Annotated in this window: 21 protein-coding genes and 1 pseudogene; 7 read left to right on the forward strand and 15 right to left on the reverse strand. The window is 47.6% G+C overall.

Going from position 1 to position 21,308, the window contains the following annotated elements:
• The first annotated feature begins 161 nt into the window (after positions 1 to 161).
• Entirely contained in the window at positions 162 to 1,358 is a 1,197-nt protein-coding gene (gene argJ, locus EYB58_RS14735) for a bifunctional glutamate N-acetyltransferase/amino-acid acetyltransferase ArgJ (RefSeq protein ID WP_111957216.1), read from the forward strand.
• A complete protein-coding gene (locus tag EYB58_RS14740; RefSeq protein WP_111957308.1) occupies positions 1,339 to 2,070 on the forward strand; it encodes a pseudouridine synthase in 732 nt (243 codons plus the stop codon). The genes argJ and EYB58_RS14740 overlap by 20 nt, the downstream gene beginning before the upstream one ends.
• Here EYB58_RS14740 and EYB58_RS14745 read toward each other — a convergent pair.
• The 3 genes from EYB58_RS14745 to EYB58_RS14755 form a co-directional block, all read right to left on the reverse strand.
• Positions 2,059 to 3,069 (reverse strand): tryptophan--tRNA ligase, encoded by a 1,011-nt coding sequence (locus EYB58_RS14745; RefSeq protein ID WP_111957218.1) that lies wholly within the window; start codon positions 3,067 to 3,069, stop codon positions 2,059 to 2,061. The genes EYB58_RS14740 and EYB58_RS14745 overlap by 12 nt on opposite strands.
• Before the next feature lie 420 nt (positions 3,070 to 3,489).
• A complete protein-coding gene (locus EYB58_RS24040) occupies positions 3,490 to 3,729 on the reverse strand; it encodes a Uma2 family endonuclease (RefSeq protein ID WP_242637374.1) in 240 nt (79 codons plus the stop codon).
• A 60-nt stretch (positions 3,730 to 3,789) separates the two neighbouring features.
• The gene (locus tag EYB58_RS14755) at positions 3,790 to 6,462 is read right to left on the reverse strand and encodes a CBS domain-containing protein (RefSeq protein WP_111957221.1); all 2,673 of its coding nucleotides are present in this window, start codon (positions 6,460 to 6,462) and stop codon (positions 3,790 to 3,792) included.
• A 146-nt stretch (positions 6,463 to 6,608) separates the two neighbouring features.
• Here EYB58_RS14755 and EYB58_RS14760 point away from each other — a divergent pair, with 146 nt between their 5' ends.
• The 4 genes and pseudogenes from EYB58_RS14760 to EYB58_RS14775 all read left to right on the forward strand — a co-directional run bounded on the left by EYB58_RS14760 (position 6,609) and on the right by EYB58_RS14775 (position 10,270).
• On the forward strand, positions 6,609 to 7,820 hold the full coding sequence (locus tag EYB58_RS14760) for a type II secretion system F family protein (protein ID WP_111957223.1): 1,212 nt from the start codon (positions 6,609 to 6,611) through the stop codon (positions 7,818 to 7,820).
• Positions 7,807 to 9,108 carry a sensor histidine kinase gene (locus EYB58_RS14765; protein WP_242637375.1) on the forward strand — a complete coding sequence of 434 codons (1,302 nt, stop codon included), beginning with the start codon at positions 7,807 to 7,809 and terminating at the stop codon, positions 9,106 to 9,108. The genes EYB58_RS14760 and EYB58_RS14765 overlap by 14 nt, the downstream gene beginning before the upstream one ends.
• Before the next feature lie 579 nt (positions 9,109 to 9,687).
• Positions 9,688 to 10,134, forward strand: a pseudogene (locus tag EYB58_RS24785) (transposase); the annotation flags it as partial.
• The gene (locus tag EYB58_RS14775; protein ID WP_131072077.1) at positions 10,043 to 10,270 is read left to right on the forward strand and encodes a hypothetical protein; all 228 of its coding nucleotides are present in this window, start codon (positions 10,043 to 10,045) and stop codon (positions 10,268 to 10,270) included. The pseudogene EYB58_RS24785 and the gene EYB58_RS14775, both read left to right, overlap by 92 nt.
• 204 nt (positions 10,271 to 10,474) lie before the next feature.
• Here the strand turns inward: EYB58_RS14775 and EYB58_RS14780 are convergent, their stop codons facing one another.
• From EYB58_RS14780 to EYB58_RS14815, 8 genes are all read right to left on the reverse strand, one after another.
• Complete coding sequence (locus EYB58_RS14780; protein ID WP_242637376.1) at positions 10,475 to 11,659, reverse strand: O-antigen ligase family protein; 1,185 nt, start codon at positions 11,657 to 11,659, stop codon at positions 10,475 to 10,477.
• 116 nt (positions 11,660 to 11,775) lie between these two features.
• Positions 11,776 to 12,855, reverse strand: coding sequence for a DegT/DnrJ/EryC1/StrS family aminotransferase (locus EYB58_RS14785; protein ID WP_111957232.1), 1,080 nt, complete (start codon positions 12,853 to 12,855; stop codon positions 11,776 to 11,778).
• Between the two features lie 150 nt (positions 12,856 to 13,005).
• Positions 13,006 to 13,587 (reverse strand): acyltransferase, encoded by a 582-nt coding sequence (locus EYB58_RS14790; protein WP_111957235.1) that lies wholly within the window; start codon positions 13,585 to 13,587, stop codon positions 13,006 to 13,008.
• 11 nt (positions 13,588 to 13,598) lie between these two features.
• Positions 13,599 to 14,558, reverse strand: a complete 960-nt coding sequence (locus EYB58_RS14795) for a Gfo/Idh/MocA family protein (RefSeq protein WP_111957238.1) — start codon at positions 14,556 to 14,558, stop codon at positions 13,599 to 13,601.
• A gap of 47 nt (positions 14,559 to 14,605) precedes the next feature.
• Positions 14,606 to 14,980: a GxxExxY protein gene (locus EYB58_RS14800; protein ID WP_111957241.1), complete on the reverse strand. Its 375-nt coding sequence runs from the start codon at positions 14,978 to 14,980 to the stop codon at positions 14,606 to 14,608.
• A 127-nt stretch (positions 14,981 to 15,107) separates the two neighbouring features.
• Positions 15,108 to 17,102 carry a sugar transferase gene (locus tag EYB58_RS14805; protein ID WP_111957243.1) on the reverse strand — a complete coding sequence of 665 codons (1,995 nt, stop codon included), beginning with the start codon at positions 17,100 to 17,102 and terminating at the stop codon, positions 15,108 to 15,110.
• A 103-nt stretch (positions 17,103 to 17,205) separates the two neighbouring features.
• Positions 17,206 to 17,535 (reverse strand): type II toxin-antitoxin system HicB family antitoxin, encoded by a 330-nt coding sequence (locus EYB58_RS14810; RefSeq protein WP_111957245.1) that lies wholly within the window; start codon positions 17,533 to 17,535, stop codon positions 17,206 to 17,208.
• Positions 17,519 to 17,779 (reverse strand): toxin HicA, encoded by a 261-nt coding sequence (locus EYB58_RS14815; RefSeq protein ID WP_111957247.1) that lies wholly within the window; start codon positions 17,777 to 17,779, stop codon positions 17,519 to 17,521. The genes EYB58_RS14810 and EYB58_RS14815 overlap by 17 nt, the downstream gene beginning before the upstream one ends.
• Before the next feature lie 521 nt (positions 17,780 to 18,300).
• Between EYB58_RS14815 and EYB58_RS14820 the strand changes: the two genes are divergently transcribed.
• Positions 18,301 to 18,564: an AbrB/MazE/SpoVT family DNA-binding domain-containing protein gene (locus tag EYB58_RS14820; protein ID WP_111957249.1), complete on the forward strand. Its 264-nt coding sequence runs from the start codon at positions 18,301 to 18,303 to the stop codon at positions 18,562 to 18,564.
• A 26-nt stretch (positions 18,565 to 18,590) separates the two neighbouring features.
• On the opposite strand, the gene EYB58_RS14825 is transcribed toward EYB58_RS14820, so the two are convergent.
• The 4 genes from EYB58_RS14825 to EYB58_RS14840 all read right to left on the reverse strand — a co-directional run bounded on the left by EYB58_RS14825 (position 18,591) and on the right by EYB58_RS14840 (position 21,308).
• On the reverse strand, positions 18,591 to 20,000 hold the full coding sequence (locus EYB58_RS14825) for an RRXRR domain-containing protein (protein WP_111957251.1): 1,410 nt from the start codon (positions 19,998 to 20,000) through the stop codon (positions 18,591 to 18,593).
• Between the two features lie 215 nt (positions 20,001 to 20,215).
• Positions 20,216 to 20,536, reverse strand: a complete 321-nt coding sequence (locus EYB58_RS14830; protein ID WP_207309054.1) for a type II toxin-antitoxin system PemK/MazF family toxin — start codon at positions 20,534 to 20,536, stop codon at positions 20,216 to 20,218.
• Positions 20,523 to 20,759: a hypothetical protein gene (locus tag EYB58_RS14835; protein WP_170299849.1), complete on the reverse strand. Its 237-nt coding sequence runs from the start codon at positions 20,757 to 20,759 to the stop codon at positions 20,523 to 20,525. The genes EYB58_RS14830 and EYB58_RS14835 overlap by 14 nt, the downstream gene beginning before the upstream one ends.
• Positions 20,760 to 20,945: 186 nt before the next feature.
• Positions 20,946 to 21,308 carry a VanZ family protein gene (locus EYB58_RS14840; protein WP_242637664.1) on the reverse strand — a complete coding sequence of 121 codons (363 nt, stop codon included), beginning with the start codon at positions 21,306 to 21,308 and terminating at the stop codon, positions 20,946 to 20,948.

The raw sequence follows: 21,308 nt of genomic DNA on the forward strand, positions 1-21,308 counted from the left end.
ATAGATATTTTGAGAGGAACAAAACCCATATCGACGCAAAGATGAACACAAATTAAAAAGGCCTTTAAAAAATCCATATTTACAAAGGGGCTGAAACCCAACTATAATTCATGGTCAATTTTTTTGGATGGAATTAAAAGGAAAAGGAAAAGGAAAACAAAATGAAAGGCTTTAAATTTGCCGGAATTTGTGCCGGAATTAAAAAAAATAGATCCATGGATCTTGGCCTGATCTATTCGGAAAAACCTGCTTGTGCAGCAGCATTGTTTACACAAAACCAGGTGGTTGCAGCTCCAGTTATTCTTGGCAGAAAAACCATGGAAAAGGGCATGCTCCAGGCAATACTGGTCAATTCAGGGAATGCCAACTGTTTTACCGGTGCACAGGGGATAGCCCATGCAGAGCAATGCGTTGAACTTGTGGCCAAAGCCCTTAACATTGACCCTGAACATGTATTGGTCTCTTCCACCGGGGTGATCGGTGCGCCCTTGCCCATGGATAAAATTGAAGCAAAAATTCCAGAAGCTGTAAGAAGTCTTGACGCTTGTACAATTGTCGATTTTGCCGGCGCTATCCTCACCACAGATACCTGCACTAAAATGGTGTCCCGCAATGGGACAATTAATCCATCCGCAGGCAATCCATCCGGGGATGAAAAAAGCTTTACCATTATGGGCGTTGCCAAAGGTTCAGGTATGATTCGGCCGGATATGGCCACCATGCTTTCCTATATACTTACTGATGCGGATATTTCAAGCAGTCTGCTCAAACAGGCACTGACCCATGCCGCGTTTCGTTCTTTTAACCGGATTACCGTGGACGGGGATACCAGCACCAACGATACCCTTGTCTGTATGGCCAGCGGGGCAGGGACGGCAGTGATCGACAATGATGAATCCCTTGGGGTATTCCAAGCGGCTTTAGATGAGGTCTGCTATGAGCTTGCTAAAAAGATTGTCAAAGACGGGGAAGGTGCCACAAAGGTTGCCACCATCACGGTCAAAGGCGCTTTGACCTCTAAGGATGCATTTAAAGCGGCCGAGGCCATTGCTCATTCTCCCCTTGTCAAAACCGCCCTTTATGGCCAGGACCCCAATTGGGGCAGGATCACTGCGGCGGCAGGAAGATCCGGGGCTACAGTGGACCAGGATAAGATGGATTTGTATTTTGATGATGTCCTGCTGGTTCAAAACGGGCAGTGGCAGGGTAAAGACGCGGAAAAAAAGGCGGCGGAAGTTATGAAACGGGATGAAATCAACATTGTTCTGGATCTCAATCTCGGAGACGGTCAGGATATGTTTTTGTTCTGCGATTTCAGTGAAAACTATGTCAAAATCAATGCCGACTACAGATCCTGAAACAGTGCAAGGTCTCCGGCTGCAGAAACTTTTAGCCCATAGCGGGCTTTGTTCGCGCAGAAAGGCAGAGACCCTTATCCTTGACGGCAGGGTGTCAGTGAATGGAATGGTTGTAACAGCACTTGGCACCAAGGCAGATCCGGCAAAGGATACGGTCTGCCTTGACGGCAAGCCGGTTCACTATACATCGGACAAAACCCGGGAATATACCTATCTTGCCGTAAACAAACCCAAAGGGGTGGTCACAACCTGCGCCCAGAAAAATGCAAAAATTATTCTGGACCTTGTGCCGGTAAAACAAAGAGTCTATCCCGTGGGACGCTTGGATAAGGATTCCGTGGGGCTTGTTCTGCTCACCGATGACGGTGACCTGCATAACCGGTTATCCCATCCCTCCCATGACCATGAAAAAGAGTATCTGGTGTTTGCTGTGCGGCCTGTCAGCGACCAGGATCTGACTGCCATGGCCCAGGGCATGATGATAGACGGAAAAAAAACCCGGCGGGCCAAGGTCCGCAGGGTTTCTGAAAACGGATTTAAAATTGTTTTAAAGCAGGGGTTAAACCGCCAGATTCGGAAAATGGTGGGCAAAATCGGCAATCAGGTGACCATGCTCAAACGGATTCGCATGGCCAATATCCGCCTTGGCAGTCTGCCCCCCGGCAAATGGCGACATCTCACCGGAAAAGAGGTAAAAGGGCTAAGACAATGATTGAATACCAACGCTTTTTCTGACTTTGTCCAGGAAGGGTACGGAATATTCCCTGGCTCGAAGCGCCCCTTTTTTCAAAATATCTTCAATATCTTTGGGATTGGCCATCAGCTCTTCGTACTGCTGTCTGGGTTCTTTTAAAATATCATTGATGTATTCAAACAGCTCCTGTTTCATGGTACCCCAGGCAATGCCCTCCCGGTACCGCTGTGCCAGATCTTTTGTCTGTTGCTCTGTGGCAAAAGCCCGGTAAATTGAAAACAACGTGCAAGTATTGGGATCTTTGGGTTCATACGGCCCCAGGGAATTGGTCTGGATCTTCATGATCATTTTGCGCAGACGTTTTTCCGTATCAAACAGCGGAATAAAGTTGTTGTAGCTTTTACTCATTTTGCGCCCATCAAGGCCTGAAAGCACTGCTGCCGTTTCATCCACAACCACCTCGGGCAGCACAAATAACTCCTTGTAGGTATGATTGAACCTTGCGGCAATATCCCTTGTCATTTCAAGATGCTGAATCTGATCCTTGCCGACAGGTACCTTGGCCGCATTGAACATGAGTATGTCGGCAGCCATGAGAATGGGATAGGAAAAAAGGCCCATGGTGACGCCTTGGTCCGGATCTTTTCTTTCCTGTTCCTCGTTTTCCTGGACAGCGGCTTTGTATGCATGGGCCCGGTTCATAAGACCCTTGGCAGTCAAACAGGTTAAAATCCAAGTAAGCTCCGGAATTTCAGGAATATCAGACTGCCGGTAAAATATACAATTATTGTAATCCAACCCTAAAGCAATCCAGGCGGCAGCAATTTCGAGGGTGGAAACCTTTCGTTTTTTCGGATCATGATTTTTTATCAGGGAGTGATAATCTGCCAGAAAGTAATAGGAGGTCAGATCCGAATTTTTGCTGGATTCAACAGCCGGACGAATCGCCCCCACATAATTGCCAAGATGAGGCGTGCCCGAGGTGGTAATACCGGTTAAGAAGTCTGCGTTTTTCATTTATATTCCTAAATTAATTTAATGTTATGCAAAAAAAGGGAATTACCAGAATCTTATCTTTTTTTCAAGCCGCGCCTTTTCAATGCAGCCATTCTAAATTGCATGCTGGTAAGAAACTACTGGTGATACAGCCGGCTGATTCAATGATCAGCAATATAACCAGCGAGTTCATGTCGCAACATATGCCGGTTGTTGTGGGAGAACTCCTCAGTGACGGGGAGCCCAATCCTAATTGGTATCGCTGTCAGTATCAAACTCAACCAAACTCATAGATATCGAAAAGCAATAATTGACAATCAATAGATTCAATTGTGATTGATCGCTTCATATCCATGCATGGGTCTAAAATTTGCCAAATTCCGCTATCTCCACGAGAAAATGTGTTCCACATTGCAATGATTTTGAAATACAAGAATGTACTCACGAAGTGAAGGAATAAGCCGATAATGGGTGAATTTTTTTTTCTCGGTCATATGCCTCGGTGCTACCTGAAAGAATCTCTATGATGACCACTGGATTGAGCAATGTTTCCACTCCTTTTACCTTTTCCAGTTCAATGCTTCCACAGACAACTACAATGTCAGGGTAAGTGTACTTGTCAATATCATTGACTTTTACTCTCATCCCGGTAACGAGGGTGGAAATACCCTTGTTTGGCAATAGAATATTATTCTTACTGTTTTTTATATAGTCCTGAATATATGTTAATTATACTTTCGATCAAATCAGCTTGTTTTCAAAGGCGTAATGTTTCGCAAATTTAATCTCTTCTTCCATGGTATTCAATTTGCCGTCCAGCTTTTCGTCAATAATTTTATTAAGAATCGTGGTGTAAACCGGTCCCGGTTTTATACCCACGGATTTAAGATCTTTTCCCCCTATCAATGGTTTAATTTTTCGCTGGTGTGTATAAAAATGAGAGATGGCTTTGCGCACCGATTCATTTTTCGTCAACGCCAGCATAAACAAAAGGCATTCTGTTTTAAAGTGGATCAGCCACCAGTAAATTTGCTGCGTTGAGACCGGATAGCTTTTTTCAATCAACCGAATTCTGTGTTCGGACTTAATGCGTTGCTCAATCAGCCGTTCCTTCTCCTTTACAGGAAACATAAGCCGGTCCGCGATCTGAATGCTCACCGCAAAAGGGTACCCGTGAAGCCAGGCCATGAAGTAAACCGCCCACCTTGGATAAACATCGTCTGCATACAAAAGATCATGCCATGCCAGGGTTTTGCCCACAGATTCAAATAAGGCACAGGTGGTATCGGTTAATTTCAGATCATGATGAATGACCTTGTCCAGGCCGTAATCAGCCATGGTCTGCACGGCAGGTAAAGGATTTTCTTCTCCGAAAATTTGTTTGAGTTCCGAAAGCACCCTCAGTCCGCTTAAATTTTTAACAGCACCGACATTTAAGGCGTTTTTAATAAGATTAGCGGTCACTTTTCCGATTCTGAACCCAAATCGGTTGGAGAATTTGATGGCCCTGAAAATCCGGGTGGGATCTTCAATAAAGCTTAGATTATGGATAATCCGGACAATTTTATCCTTAACATCCCTGACACCGCCAAAATAATCAATGAGCGTGCCAAAGGTTTCCGTGTTCAGGGAAATGGCCAGGGTATTGATGGTAAAATCCCTTCTGGCAAGGTCCATCTTGATGGATGAGTTTTCCACCACAGGCAGTGCGGCGGGTGTTGCATAATATTCGAGCCGGGCAGATGCCACGTCAACCTTAAGTCCGTCCTCAAAAATGATTACTGCGGTGTTAAATTTGCGGTGCTGGTGCAATCTGCAATGATGCAATGAGGCAAAATAACTGGCAAAGGCAATACCGTCCCCTTCCACCACCACATCCACATCTTCAATGGGCTGCTCCAGCATCAGGTCCCGGACAAAACCTCCCACCACAAAGACCTCAACACCAAGCGTGTCTCCGGCATTACCAATGTCGGAAAGCAGGGTGCGTACTCGCTGGTCCAAACGGTGTTTTAAACGATTTCCCACGTATTTTGTCCGGGGTTTCAGGCCGGAAATATCTGTTTGCTCACTGAGGACAACTTCCCTGTTATGTTCCACCAGAAAATTTAAAAGGTCTGTGCGTGTGATAACGCCGGAAATTATCCGATTTTCCATTACCGGAACGACCCGCTGTTTTAAATCGATAATTTTTTTTTCAATTTCAGCCAGGTCAGAGGACAGACGGACTCTTTGGCTGCCAGGTTCGAAATAATCGACGACAGGCTGATCCCCAAGCTTATGATGTACTATCTTTTCGGCTACATGGCGGGTAATATACCCTAAGTATTCATGTGTTTGTAAATCAAGGACGAGAAGTGTGTTGATATTGTACCGGATCATTCTTTGCCTGGCATCCAGACACGATTTATCAGCAGTGATGGTGATGGCCGGGCTGGACATTAATTTTTTTGCCACACGTACGTGCTTAATCTGTTGTTGGATAAGCTCAATCAAGCGCATTTCAACCTGGGGAAGTGTCTGGTTTTCCACCTTGGCGGATGCCGCATAAAAATGACCTCCGCCACCAAGAGACCCCAGTATTTTACCTACATCTATCTCATGCAGACGGTTTCGGGCGATGACATGTACTTTGGCCCCCATGAGCACCAGAGCAAAAAAACAGTCCAGATTTTCCATTCTCACAATTTTTTGTACAATGGAAGCAAGATCCGGAATGTAATTGGATGCTGCAATGGCGGACAGGTGGATCTGGATGCCGTTGACGGCAACGGTTGTCATTTCATTGATCAATTCATTGAGCCATGTGACCTGCTCGGTCTTCATCTCCTTGACCACAAGGCTTGAAATGGTGGACAAGCATGCGCCACAGGAAATCAGAAAGCCTGCCTGTTCGAAATCCGCCGGGGTTGTGGAGGCATAGGTAAAATTGCCGGTATCCTCGTAAATTCCAAGCGCCATCACCGTGGCCTCATCACTGCTGATGTCGATTTTTTTTTCACGCAGAAGTTCACACATGATGGTGGTGGTGGCTCCATAAGGCTTTGACAGGTCGTAGGTCCCTTGGATTTCGTCAGGAAACGACGGATGGTGATCGTAAATATCAATGATTAGATTCGGTTTCTCCAGGAGCAGTTCGACTCCTGATAGGCGGTTTTTCTGCCGGGTATCTACAATAACCAGTCGCTGGGTACCGGAGAAGTCAATCCTGGCAGGATCTGCCATATTAAAAAGATATCCCATGGAGTGAACGAAAAAATCCCTGAGATTTTTTTCCTGGGACCCGGGGAAAATAATTACACTTTCCGGATACAGTTTTTGTGCGGCAAGCATGGCCCCAATGGCATCAAAATCAGAATTTATATGGCTGGTTATGACCGTTTTTGGGGAAATCTGTTGTTTTTTTTGGGGCACCGAATAACTCCTGTTGAAATGCACTTTGCAAATTTATATAGTATATCTGTATTGAATTTACAATGTTCTGACAAACCCCGGGTTTACATCGCAAAATAATGGCCGGCATTGGACGGCCACTATCTTAAAAATATGAAGGAATAATCATGGCAGTCATTTACGAGTGGAAAGGAAAGAACCCCAAAGGCAGAACTATCAAAGGGGAGATGGAAGCTGAAACACCGGAACAGGTAAGAACCAGCCTGGAACGTCGCAAAATAACCCCGACAAGGGTCAGGAAAAAGCCAAAAGATCTGTTTGAAAATGTCTCATTTCTTGCGCCGAAAGTAACAGACAGTGACGTCATTATTTTCGCACGACAGTTTTCCACCATGATTGATGCGGGTCTGCCACTTCTGCAATGCTTGGATATTTTGTATTCCCAGCAGGAAAATCCTACATTTAAAAAGCAGCTTAAGCATATTAAAGAGTCTGTTGAATCCGGAGAGACCTTTGCCGATGCACTGAAAAAATATCCTAAAACCTTTAACGAACTTTTTGTCAATATGATCTCCGCCGGGGAGGCTGGCGGTATTCTTGATGTCATTTTACAGCGTTTGGCAGCCTATGCCGAAAAAATGGCAAAACTCAAAAAGCAGGTCAAAGGAGCCATGACCTATCCGGGCATTACCTTGGCTGTGGCAATTATTGTGGTGGGCGTTATTCTTGTCTTTGTTATACCGGTGTTTGAAAAAATGTTTGCTGACATGGGCTCGGCGCTGCCCATTCCCACCCAGATGGTTGTGACGCTAAGTAATTTTGTGGTGGGGCATATAATCTGGATGATCCTGGGATTGATTGGTGCAGTTTTTCTTTTCAGGCAAACGTATAAATCTAAAAAGGGACGAATTTTTCTTGATAGCATGTTTTTACGTCTGCCCGTCATTGGCATTTTGATCCGAAAGGTAGCCGTGGCAAAATTTACCCGTACCACATCTACCATGATGTCATCCGGGGTATCTATTCTTGACGCCCTGGATATTGTGGGCAAAACCTCCGGCAATAAAATCATTGAATTCGCCATATCAGATGTCAAAATCGGCATTTCAGAGGGCCGGTCCATGGCAGACCCTCTGCTGGAGAGCGGGGTGTTTCCATCCATGGTCTGCTCAATGATCGCAGTGGGTGAATCCACAGGTGCTTTGGATGTAATGATGACCAAAATAGCAGATTTTTATGATGATGAGGTGGACCAGGCCGTAAAAAATCTGACGGACATGATCGAGCCTTTTATGCTTGTATTTTTAGGTGTTGTGGTTGGTGGTCTTGTTATTGCCATGTATTTGCCGATTTTCTCAATGGCCAGTGCCGTTGGATAGCCCGGATTTTTCATTTCGACGGACCCGGGACCTGTTTGTTCAGATCAAGTGGGTTGTCCTTGCCAGGGCTGTCTTCGCCCTGATACTGATATTTTCCACCCTTTTTTTTTCCGATACCGACTTGTCTGGCCAAAGGGATCCATCCTTTTTGTCCCTGTACAAAATTTCCGGCACCATCCTTGGGCTGTCTTTGGTTTATTTTACCTGGCTTTGCCAAAAAAAATACCTGTCCGTCCTTGCCTATACCCAGATAATTTTCGATACCTTTATTGTCACAGCCATTGTTTTTGTCACCGGCGGCTACCATAGTATTTTCACATTTTTATATCTTCTGGTCATCATCTATGCCGCTATGCTGCTGCTTGCCCGGGGCAGCTTTTCAGTGGCTTTGGCATCAAGTATTCAATATGGTTTTCTCATTGAGCTTGAGTATCTTAAAATCATTGCCCCTTTGTCGGAGAACCAACCCCTTGCCCTGGTGGTGGACCAGCACCATATTCTGTACCGGATTGTGATCATTATTTCAGCCTGTTTTGCCACGGCAGCGTTAAGCGGCATCCTCTCCCTGCAGCTTAAATCAGCCAGAAAAGATCTTAAAATCGCCCAGGAACATTTAAAACGTGTGGAAAAAATGGCGGCTGTGGATGAAATGGTGTCAGGCATTGCCCATGAGATTAAAAATCCTTTGGCTTCTTTGTCCGGCTCCATACAGATGTTAAGAGAAGAAATGGCACCAACAGGTGAAAATGATAAATTGATGCAGATTGTTTTAAGGGAAACGGATCGCCTAAAACAGATCGTGACCGATATTAGACTGATTTCAAAACCCGGCCGGACCAACGCAGAATTGATTGATCTGGCCAAGGCAATTGATGATGTAAAAATTTTGTTTGACAATACACCGGACTGGCATGGCCGAATAAATATTGTTACCCAGCTTGAAAGGGATCTGCATGTGTACATGGATGCGGTTCATTTGCAGCAGATTTTATGGAATTTGATTAAAAACGCAGCTGAATCCATTGACGGGAAAGGAAAAATTACAATATCCCTGTATTCGCCTCGACACAAACGTATTTACTTGACCATTCGAGACACAGGCCTGGGTATTGACAAAAAAAATGCGCCTCATGTTTTTGACCCGTTTTACACTACTAAAAGGGATGGGACAGGGCTTGGACTTTCAATTATCCACCGGATTGTTGATACTTATGACGGCATGATTGATTTTGAATCCATTCCCGGGAAAGGCACGGTTTTTACACTGATCTTTGAAAATCCCGATTGATGCAAGGCATTTGAATTGGGATTATTCAGCGTAAGGATCGCAGATGAAATAAAGTAAACAATATTGCGGCGCTAAGTCTGTATAAAATTAAAAAATTAATCATAATTCACATTTCAGGGCTTTTTCGATAACGTGCTATTATTAAGGAACTTTATTCCTCCCCATTCGCTTATTTTGAAATCAGAAAAGCCAATTTATAATCATGGGGAGTCATTATTTGCCTAAAAAAAGACAATCCTGAATAATTTTAGTTTTTAATTCTTATATGGTTTGTTTTTTGCATATAAAAATTATGATTTTGCATTCCAAATATGACATAATTTTTCTGAGCAAGAGTATTATAACACAATATATTGTGTGTAAAAATTAACAAAACACTAAAAAAAATAAGCGAATGGGGAGGTGTTATGGAAGAAATATCCCAAAGGGCTTGTTGCAAATGTCAGTAAAGGGAGTGTACCTGAGGCCTGTCGCGGATTGGCAGGGTATTTAGCCAAGTATGTGGCGTCTCCTCCGATAGCAGTTAGACGGATAGTCAATTACGATGGGCAGTCCGTCGGGTATTGATATAAAGACCACCGAACTAAGTCTAAAAAATTCGAAAAAGTAGATGTGTATACGTTTATTGGTCGGATGGTTCAGCACATTATGCCGAAAGGTTTCCAAAGAGTAAGATATTATGGTTTGGAGGCGACTCGAACATATAAGAAGTGGTCAGCGGTGATTCAGAAAGGGATAAAGCGAATAGGCAGAATAGTCAAAGGAGCTTATCAAATAGTCAAGCGTAAAAATTATCGGGAAAGATATCAGGAGATCAGTGGGATAGACCCCATGAGGTGTCAATATTGCGAGAACGTCATGGAATTGATGTCGATATGGCATCCCAAGTACGGTGAGCTGTATGATATCTTTTCGACTTTAGAGGAAGTGAAAATTGAGCAAGAAAAAATTGATAGAGGGGGAGGACATTCCGTTTGGCCCCCCTCCGGAGGAGTACAGCTATCGTTGTTCCCATTGCCATTGTGAAATGAAGGTAAATGAAGCAATTATTGATGTTGAGATAGGGATAGCTGAGTTTGAAGGCAGATACCATGAAGACTTTATGCCAGTTTTAGGATGTCCTAATTGCAATCAAGAAACTATGGAATTCGTAAAAGAGTAAAAGCCCGCGCGTTAGCGCGCTAAGTTCCCCATTTTGCTTTATCCGGGAGCGCGGGCGTCCAGCCCGCAGTAAAGATGCAGGCGAGACGCCCGCGCTCCCAGGTTAAGTTATTTCGGACTCATTCCTAAAGAATTTTTCAAGACCGGTCGGGCCATGAGCTTTGCTGTAGCCTTTTCCACAAGCCTGCCCCCCCCCCTGAATTTTCTAACGAAAGGAGCGGAGGCCGACCCCGACAAGAGCCGTAAAAAGAAGGGCGTTGGCGGGGATTTGGAGGTTGCCGTCGGAACAGCTGTGGACGAGGATGGCAACCACGGCAGCCATGGTGCCCAGGGCGATGCCCTGGGTTTGGCGGCGGCGGCTTTTGAGGCGGATGAAACCGGTGCGGAAAAACCAATAGATCAGCCACACCATCACTGCAATTGCCGAAATACCGGTTTCGGCGGGAAACTGGAGAATGTCGCTGTGGGCGTACCGGGGGAGTACGGCCAGTCCCGGCACCTGGTAGGGCGGAAACGCCACCTCAAAGGTTCCGGGCCCGGTACCGGCAGCCAGGTTGTCCTTTATCATGGCCCGGGTGCCGGCCCAGTAGGTGAGGCGGCCGGTAAGGCTTTCTTCGATTTTCCCCTGGGTCAGCGTGGTGATACGGTCCACCACAGGGGTACTGGCCATGACGATCAGGGCAGTCACAACCACCGTTACCAGGAGCGTTGCCACCAGCCGTTTGTGTGCAAATCCTTTTTTCAGCAAAAGCACCGTGACCATGAATACCAGCGCCACGGCCGTGGCGGCCCACCCCCCCCGGGACAGGGTCAAGGCCTGGCACACAATCAGAAACAGCGCCAGGCAAACCATGCCGATGCGAACCTCCAGGGATCTCGACCGGATTAAAAACATCCCCAGGACCAAGGGAATGGCCATTTCCAGGAACCCGGCCATGTGATTGGCATTGACATACACGCCGCTGAGCCGTGTGGCCCCATGATTTTTTCCCAGCTCCGGGGCATAATCCCACCAGGCAAACACCAGGATGTCAAACCGCTTTAATAGCCCCACCACGCACAAAAAAGCAGCCGTTCCCGCCACCACCCACACCATAACCCGCTGCTCCTCCCGGGTTTTTACCGCCACCACCACCAGATAAAAAAATCCCAGATAGGCGGCCAGCATGATCAGCCCCTGGAAGGCCAGGGCCGGATGGGGGGACATCACGGTGGACCACACGCCCAGGGCCGCCACCGGCCCGATGATCAACCACAAGGACCGGCCCGGTATCAGGCCGTTCGGACTGTTGGATTTTGTTGACGACCGGCTTTTACCGGACCTGACTTTTTTTCTGCGTCTCTCCACCATCAGCAGCAACCCGCCCAGAATTACCATGATCTGAATCATGGTTTGGGCCCAGGGGTGTACTGACCCTCGGGGTAGGGGAGAGGCGGCAATTAATAGACACACAATTATAAATACGGGATTTTTCATAAATAGTTAGGTCTTTTGGTACCCCGGGGTCAGAGCCTGGCTACGGTTTCCTGATCGGTTTGGGTGAGGTAGGGAGACATGGGCAGGCTCAGACAGTGGGCCGCCACATATTCCGATATCGGGAAATCGCCGGGCTGGTGCCCCAGATCGGCAAATGCGCCCTGGAGGTGCAGCGGGGCCGTATAGTAGGCCACAGACGGGATGTCCCGGGACTTCAGGGCTGCAGACAAGGCATCCCGGTCTTTGGACAGGATGGTGTACTGCGCATAAACCGAGGTGTTGCCCGGAGCGATGACCGGGATGGTGATGCCGGGAATGTCCGTCAGCAACGTATCGTAGCGCCGGCCGATCTTTTCCCGGGCCTTGCATTCCCCGGGAAACAGGGTGAACTTTTCCAATAGAATAGCGGCCTGGAGGCTGTCCAGCCGGCCGTTGATGCCCACCAGGGGATGCTGGTGTTTAACCTTCTGGCCGTGAACGCGGATCTGGCGCATCCGGTCCGCAAGATCATCGTCCGACGTAAAGATGGCGCCGCCGTCCCCATAGCAACCCAAGGGTTTGGAGGGAAAAAACGAAGTACACCCGATCAGTGATTGATTACACGACCGCCTGCCGTGGTGTGTGGCCCCGAAGCTTTGCGCGCCATCCTCGATGACCGGGATGCCGTGCCGTTCCGCAATGGCGTTGATCCGGGTTATGTCCGCACACTGGCCGTAGATGCCCACGGGTATGATGGCCCGGGTCCCGGGGGTGATGGCAGCCTCAATATGGTTTGGGTCCATATTGAATGTGTCGGGCCGGATATCCACAAATACGGGCTTGGCCCCCAGCAGGGCAATCACTTCAGCCGTGGAGATCCAGGTATAGGGCACGGTGATTACCTCGTCTCCGGGCTGGATGTCCAGGGCCATGAGGGCCATGAGCAGTGCGTCCGTACCCGAGGCGCAGGAGATGCAGTGGGACACACCCACATAATCCGCCAGCATCGCTTCCAGCTCGAACACCTCTGGTCCCATGATATATTTTCCATGATCAAGCACCAGGCTGATCCGCCGGTCAATACCGGCCCTTATTTTTTTCTGCTGTGCTGCAAGATCTATAAATTGCATAAAATCTCCAAATTTCAGACTCAGAAGTCAACCTTTAGGAACGGGTCTTAAATAACTTGCCCATTTTGCTATATCCGGGAGCGCGGGCGTCCCGCCCGCAGTAAAAATGCAGGCGGGACGCCCGCGCTCCCAGGTTAAATTATTTCGGTCTCATTCCTTAGCAACAAAGGTAACTTCGGATCCCATGAGTTGATAACAATCACCGGTGTGGGGGCAAACAGTTTCACCCTCGCCGGTCAACGGCAGGTCCAGCTGTTCACCGAACCGGCTCATCCATCCGGCCTGACGGGCCGGCACCCCCACCATCAGAGCATAGGGCTTCACCGGCTGATTCACAACCGCTCCGGCTCCCACAAACGCATACTCGCCGATATCGTTGCCGCACACAATGGTGCAGTTGGCACCCAGGGTCACACCTTTCGCCACCCGGGTAAAGCGGTATTCATCTTTCCTGGATACGGCAGACCGGGGGTTGTACACATTGGTGAACACCATGGACGGCCCGCAGAATACGTCATCCTCCAGCACAACATTGTCATACACCGACACATTATTCTGGATCTTGACATTGTTGCCGATGGTCACCTTGTTCCCCACAAACACGTTCTGGCCCAAGGAGCAGCCCTCACCGATCACGGCACCGCCGCAGATGTGCACCCAGTGCCAGACCCGGGTCCCGGCACCGATTACTGCGCCGTCATCCACAATCGCCGTTTCATGTATAAATGTCATAGGTCTGCTTCCTATAGAAACGGATGGCGTTCGCCGGTCTGCGTCGATACTTCAGCATTGCGGATAGCGTACACTGTTTCCAGGCTGGGCCGGGCCTCTTCGAGTGGGAATCCCCTGCCGGCCAGAATCTCCTGGTAACTAAAGGTATGCAGATCCGTAAACCCGCCGGAAAATTCGATCTCTTCCCCGTCCACCTGAATGGAACGGTAGGTGCGCATGCCCTTGGATGTGGCTTCGACCGGCAGATACTCGGGATTTACGCTCAAAAACCACCGAACCCGGGCATTGGCCAGGTCAAAGTATCCGGCTGCTAGGTCCGGGTCGGACTTGTGCACGATGTTGGTCTTAACCGACCCGAAAATCCAGATGAGCATGTCGAAAAAATGAATCCCGATATTGGTGGCGATCCCCCCGGATTTTTCCAGATCCCCTTTCCAGGACACAAAATACCACTGCCCCCGGGAGGTGAGATAGGTCAGATCAATATCATACATCTTGTCCGGATTCTCTGCCAACTCGGCGGCGACCTTTTCCTTGAGTGCGATGATGCTCGGGTGTAACCGCAGCTGCAGGATGTTCCAGACCCGTGCACCATTGTCAGCCTGAAGCTCAGCCAAGGCGTCCAGGTTCCAGGGGTTGAGCACCAGGGGTTTTTCGCAGATGGCATCCGCCCCGATTCGCAGGGCAAACCGCATGTGGGCATCGTGGAGATAGTTGGGCGAGCAGATGCTCACATAGTCAATGGCCCCGTCGCCTTTGCGCCGCAGCTTTTCCACATGTCGGTCAAACCGCTCAAATTCCGTGAAAAACGCAGCTTCCGGAAAATAACTGTCAATGATCCCCACTGAATCATTGGGGTCCAGGGCTGCAACCAGACGGTTCCCCGTATCAGCAATGGCGCGCATATGCCGGGGCGCTACATATCCGGCCGCTCCGATGAGTGCAAAATTCTTCTCCATTTGTGTCGTCATTCTTTCTCCTGATTATTAACCACGGAAGACACGGAAGGCACTGAAAGTTAGAGCGCAAAGCGCTCAATTTGTACTTTTGGGTGCCTGCCGAAGTTGATTAGTAATCCTAATTTTAAGTTTGTTGCTTTCAGGTAATTGATAACCTGTGCTTTATGTGCAGAAGCGATATCCTTAACCGCTTTTAATTCCAATAATATTTTTTTGTAACAGATCAAATCCGGCTTGTAGGTCTGATGAAGCGCTTCGCCTTTGTACATCAACTGGATTTCCTGCTGGGAAACAAATGGGATGCCTCGTTTACTTAGCTCTTTTTCCAGGCACTCCTGATAAACTGCTTCCAGAAACCCGCAGCCCATCTCTTTGTAAACCTCAAACACAGCACCACGAATCACATACGTCTCTTCTTCAAAAATCAAACCCATTTCCGAACCTTCCGTTCACCGATATTTATTAACCACGGAAAGCACGGAAATACACGGAAAAAATTATAAATTAAGCGCTTTGCGTTTTAAATTTCCGTGCCCTTCCGTGTATTCCGTGGTTAAAAATCTATTTACTTCTAGCGCCTTTAATAGCGATATTGACGAAGGATTTCCAGAAATAAACAATCTGTGTTCTAATCGGCCGATCCAGGAAAGCCCGGATATACCGTCGCTCAGAATCGCAGATCTCCTCAAAAGTCTCCGGCAGGTCCGCATAAAACGGCGGGATCAGCCCCGGCCGCACCTTCTTTCTCAACTCCTGCAGATCCGCATCATACAGACTCAGATACTGAAAACTCAGCGGCCGCACCCCCACCAGCCCGAAATCCCCCTTGAACCAGTTGTAAAACATGGGCAACTCATCAATCCAGAGCTTGCGCATCACCTTGCCCCAGGTAGTCATCCGGAAATCATTCTCGATCTTGCCCCCTTTTTGCAGGCCATTCAAATCATACATGTACTGCTGAAGATATTCAGAATAAGGATGCATGGTCCGGAACTTATATGTGTTGACAACGCCGCCCCCAAACCCGGAGCGCTTCAGGGCCACCAGGGGCCCATAAGTGGGACTCCGGTCCAGGGAGGATGTCTTAACCTTTCTGGCAATAAAATGTAAACGATTACTGATATTCTCAGTTGCCACGATTTCAAACCCGCAGAAACACAACCGCCCCAGCACCTCTGCCTGGGAGATCACCCGGTTTTTTCCCTTGGTCACGGCAAAATACACCTTCTGCACCCAGGGCAGCTTGGGGATCACCCGGTGAACCATAAAATCCAGCAAATACACGACATGGGCCAGCTGCCGGGGATATTTTCCATAGATCCAATCTCTATGGGTTCTGATGGTATGGGCATACCCGGCAAAATACCCCCCGGGCATCATCATCTGGTGCAGCTGAAGAAAATGGGCATTCAACCGCCGGCAGTCATTGATTTTGTGAATGCTGACATACAGCCGCAGCATCAGGTGATCATCCCTCAGGGTAAAGGGATCGCAGCTCCGGTCCACCATGCTTTCCACACAGCGGATGTCCTGCAGAACCACATGGGCGGACAGAAAATTAAAAAACGACGGATTGTCCGACTCAAAAAACCGCCGCAGTTTATGGGTACAGGGCGCCATCATCCGCGAACGCACCGTTTCCAGATCCACATTCAGATCATAGGCTTCCTGGTGGATCATTTTTCTGACCTGGCCGACCGATTGAATGTCCGGCTCGGCGTTACCGTACTTGCGCGTGGAAAAATAGAGCAGCAAGGCTAGCCATTCCAGCCCGATGAACACTACTATGGTGCCGAAGCCCTGGAGCCTGGAATACTGGAACATCCGAAATCCAAACACCAGCACCCCAAAGACGGCCAGCATGAACAGCCCGGTTTTGATCCACTGCCACAGGGCAAAGTACAGATTTTTCTGCCCGATCAGGTTGAACTTTTTCCCGGCCAGGGAAAGCCCAAACCACACCCCTACCAGGATCAGGCCCAAGCGGTCATACCCGGGCGGCAGTGCCAACCGGCCCTGCTTCAGCCAGTAGACCGCAAAAAACGCCGTCACCAGCAGAATAAAATCCAGCCCCAGAAACCGATATGAAAAGGGAGAACGACGCTCGGCCGGCCGCTCTTCGTCTGCCGCCGCTTCCGGATCATCCGTCGGCCCGGCAAAGGGAACGACATACCGATACCCCGCAGACCAGATCACTATCTCCACCAGGAACAGCATGCCGCAGGTGGCAAGCACCTGCACCCGGGAATATTGACTCAGCCCCAGCATGACCACCAGGAACACGATCATATAAGTGAGATACAAGCCGGACTTGAGCAACACCCGCGCACTTTTTAGATATCCCCGATATTCCCCCGGCAGAAACTTTTTCCCCACCAGACCGGACAGCACCCAGCACAGGTAAAACAGGACCAGGAGCCGGCCATACCCTTCCGGCAGGTGAAACGAGTCTCTCTTGGTATGGTTGATCACAAAAAACGAAAGGCCGATCAGGATAAAATCCACCCAGATCAGCCTAAAGGTTGTCAGCTTTAGGTTTTGCGTATTGTTTGCCATGCTTTGATTGATTTCTATTTTTTGTTTATAACCACGGAAGGCACTGAAAGCACTGAAAACTTAGAGCGCAAAGCGCTCAATTTGTACTTTTGGGTGACTGCCATTAATGGCTAAGACGAGAACTGACGAGCCTATTTATGCTTACCCCTGACTCTGCTGCTTGAATTGCTAAATTTCTATGAACTTTTGGTGGAACACGAACCATAAACTTACCGCTGTAATTTTTAGAAGCAATTGGTAGGGGAATCTTTTCATCATTATTTTTCATATCTTTAATTACCAATTCCACTGTCCTACGAATACCTTTTAATGCAGATTCAGGAGATTCGGCGAGCCAACTTAAACTTGGGAATTCAGCGCATAAGCCGATATATTCTTCGTCCTCAGGAGACCAGGTAACTCTATATGTATAATGATCATTTTGTAGTGTCACTTTCTACCTCCAATTTTTCAATAGCTTTGATAACTTGCTTAACCTGATAGATTTTGGCTTTTCCTTTGCTGTTTTGAATATTCACCCGAGGGTCACCCTGCCATGGTGTTTTATATATTCGATGGCTACTACCAGATTGACGAGCCTTTCCAAAATAATGTTCACAAACCCGGCATAAATCTGTGAATTTCACGTTGGCTGAATTTTTGTAAATCTCATTTAATATTTTTTCAATTTGGCTCATATATCATAATGATATCAATATTGATACTATTGTCAAGGGTATTTAAATTTGATAACCTCCAAATTTTATTAAAAACTATCCCAATATATCATAGATTTGGCACCTCTGAGAATGTGAAGCACATCACAGTGTTAAGTTCACTAAAGCATGCGGCAGTTGATGTAACAGCACCACGAATCACATAAGTTTCATTTTCAAAAATCAAACCCATTTCCGTGCCCTTCCGTGTTTTCCGTGGTTAATCTAAAAAACAACCTCACCGATATTTATTAACCACGGAAGGCATGGAAGACACTGAAAATTTGGGCTTGGTTCTAATTTCGTCCACTGCGTAGGTTGGGTTGGCCCCAAATATGATCAAATTCGAATAGTTGAAAACCCAATAAACCGGCCTTCAAGCTCAATACGCATATTGACATTTTGACAATATGTTGTTTTAACCATGCAAAATAGATTTAAGGAGGCACCGTCAGTTACCCAAGCCTAAAGGCCTGGGTTTCCACAGCTAAAGGAAAAAATCGATGATCGTTACCATAGACAAAAGAGGCAGCATAAGCCTGCCGGTGGCCATTAGAAAAGAACTTGGCATTACACATGGAAGTCATCTCGAGCTCACGATAAAGCCAGGAGGCGCCCTGGTTCTTCAACCGGTCGAATTTTACAAGACAATTAGGCTTAATGCATCCGGTTTAGAAAAACTCAAGGATGCCCGGTCTTCGGAAGAATGCAGACTGCCGGATTGGTTTGAAGAGGAGCGAGACAATGCCGGAGTTGATTCCGAATAAAAAATTTGTTTCCGATTTGGAAAGTTTCAACTCCCCGCCAAGGAGTCCCCTTCCTGAGCGATAGCGAAGGTGGGGGAGGAATTGGCGTAGTAACTGACGATTGATCTATTTTCATGTATTTTTCTAACTTCCCGCAAATTTACCTGTGTATATTTTTTCTCTGGATTTTTGATATAATTCCCTTTGATATCGACGATTCGACAAGATGAAGTGCCGGTAAAACCGGATATAAAACCGACCCTCCCCTTGTACTGCACCGTATCCCACCGGTTAAAGCCTTTCAGGGTAAATACGTTCTTTTTATTCCGTTTCTGTGTTCGATTCGGTGCTTTTCTGCCTTTTCTTGCAGTTGCTTCATGCAGGCTTCTTTTCCGTAATTGCACATGTTTTGTCTGTATCTGCCGGTCCAAAGGACTGGCCTGTTTATCTGCAATGAGAACAGCATCGTTGACGTGGGATTTTTCGATTCCCGCCTTATTTCGATGATGGGCAGTGATATAACCGAATGTCGTCCGTAATGGTGCGATTCGGGACAACTCCGCTTGCAGATAGTTTTTACCTTGCTGAACATGCGCGGCTGAAATGTAAAAAGCGCTTTTCTGCTTCGGAAGTTTCAGGCCGTCTTTATGGTGCTTTTCATGGCAACCTTCACATAGCGTCATCAGGTTCGACAATTTGTTCGTACCGCCGTCGGCTCTCGGCTTTATATGATGGCATTGCAGTTTTGATTCCGCCCCACAAACACGGCATTTGAATTTGTCGCGAACCCAACACGCCTGCTTGAAATTTTTGTGATACAATAAGTCTCCATGCTGATACTGCTTGCCTGAAATGCCCGGGTTCTCCATTGCTTGAAAATCAAAATAAACGTCTTCCAGAATAATGTTTGAGATCGGCAATGGGATTTGTCTCACAACCCGGATAATCGCCTCTTTCTTTGCCTTGATTGACGGCGGGATTCTAAAGGCTTTCTTTTGGATGCCGGCATATTTCTGGTGAACACCCTCTGCTTTTCTTAGACAGGCCCGGCATATTACTTTGGATGCCGGAGCGTTCTTCCCACATACCTTGCATGTCGGAATGGACTGTTTTCTATTGAGAAATCTGGGTTTCCGGTATCTTGTTTTCCGATGTCGTCTGGATCTTCGATATTGTCTCCGGGTATCCAGTTTTGACTTGATATCCGAACGTAAAACCACCTCTTGCTGAAATAGTGATTGACCATGGGATACCGCGGCAATACCCACATGGATTCCTCCGTCATCAATGCCGACCGTCACAGGCTGTATGTGTTCCGTGGTCTCATAAAGCAGTTGAATGGCAAACGGCGTCCGTTGGATCACCCTGGCCTTACCTTTCTTGAGCAGAATCCTGGCATTTGCAGGATTCGTCGGCATCAGCCATTTGCCGGATTGTGATTTGACGTACACTTTCATGAAAAAACCTTTCGGTTATCGACACCCTCCGAAGAGGGGTAAGATTCGCCTCGCCAATGTTCAGCAGGCTTCGCAATGTGGTTGACCGCCCCTACCTCACAGGGCTTTTACAGAGCCACGATAGTGCTTTGGACTGGCGAATATATCCAAAGGTATCTACATCCTGCCGAACGTAGTCCCCAATAACGAGGACTTAGGCTAGTCAACTCGGGCTTTTACAAGCCCCTTCTGAATCTCTGATTCAGGAGGGGTAGTTGACATTCATGAGTCATGATCGTTGCGAGATTGTCCGTCATGATCACTGAGTCGAAAAGCAAACCCGAACATTTCCCCTCTTCGCTGTCAAGACGTACCAAAACCCGGCTCGGGTGGTTGGCCCGCTGTAAATTACTGCTGACCATGGCCACAATGCGTTGAGAAAGACCTGTAGCCAAATCGTCTGAATCCACAATGATAACCGGACGTTTCTTAGCAGTCCTTAAATCAGAATTTGGAAAGACCACCAAAGCAATATCACCTCGCCTAAAGCTTGTCATAAGCATCCATCTCCGGACGTTCCCAATCATCAGCAAAACATTTCAAGCGGTTTCTTAAATCCATTGCATTCTCGGGACCAATGCCTTGCTTCTGCAAATCCACTTCTTGCCCATGTTCATCGACCAGAAATGTGATCAGTACCGGGATTTGATCAACATCTGCTGGTGGAGAGTTGATGAATTCGACACGCCCGTCCTTATAAATTCCTCTTACTGTCTGCATGATAATTTCTCCTGATAGCAAACGGATATTAATCCATTATGGATACATTTTTTTTATGATAGCATTGATACACAACCTGTCAAGACAACAGTAACTGGGGGACTTCAAATAAGAGTACCACGAATCACACATATCTCACCTTTAAAAATCAAAATCCATTTCCGTGTCCTTCCGTGTTTTCCGTGGTTAAAAACCTTGATTCGCCCATTTCCGGATCATTTCGCATCCAGCCCCCAGGATCAACCCAGCACTATTACCGATGGCATCGTTCACATTCCAGGCCCGCCAGGGCAGCAGATATTGAACCCCTTCCAAGCCCACGGCAAGGGCCAGGCTTACCAATACCACCGCCCAGATCGGATGCCCGGGAAACCCTAGACACCACAACACCGGCACCGGCAGAAACACCAGCCCATGCACCAGATAATCCAGCCGCAGCTCAAATACAAACGTATCCGTCAACGTCGTATTCAACTCTCCCAGCGGCACAACTACCATCACCACCAGAAAAACCAGATACAACCCCAACAATGTCCTGAGTCTCATCAT

The sequence above is a fragment of the Desulfobacter hydrogenophilus genome (assembly GCF_004319545.1).
GTDB classification, from domain to species: Bacteria; Desulfobacterota; Desulfobacteria; order Desulfobacterales; family Desulfobacteraceae; genus Desulfobacter; species Desulfobacter hydrogenophilus.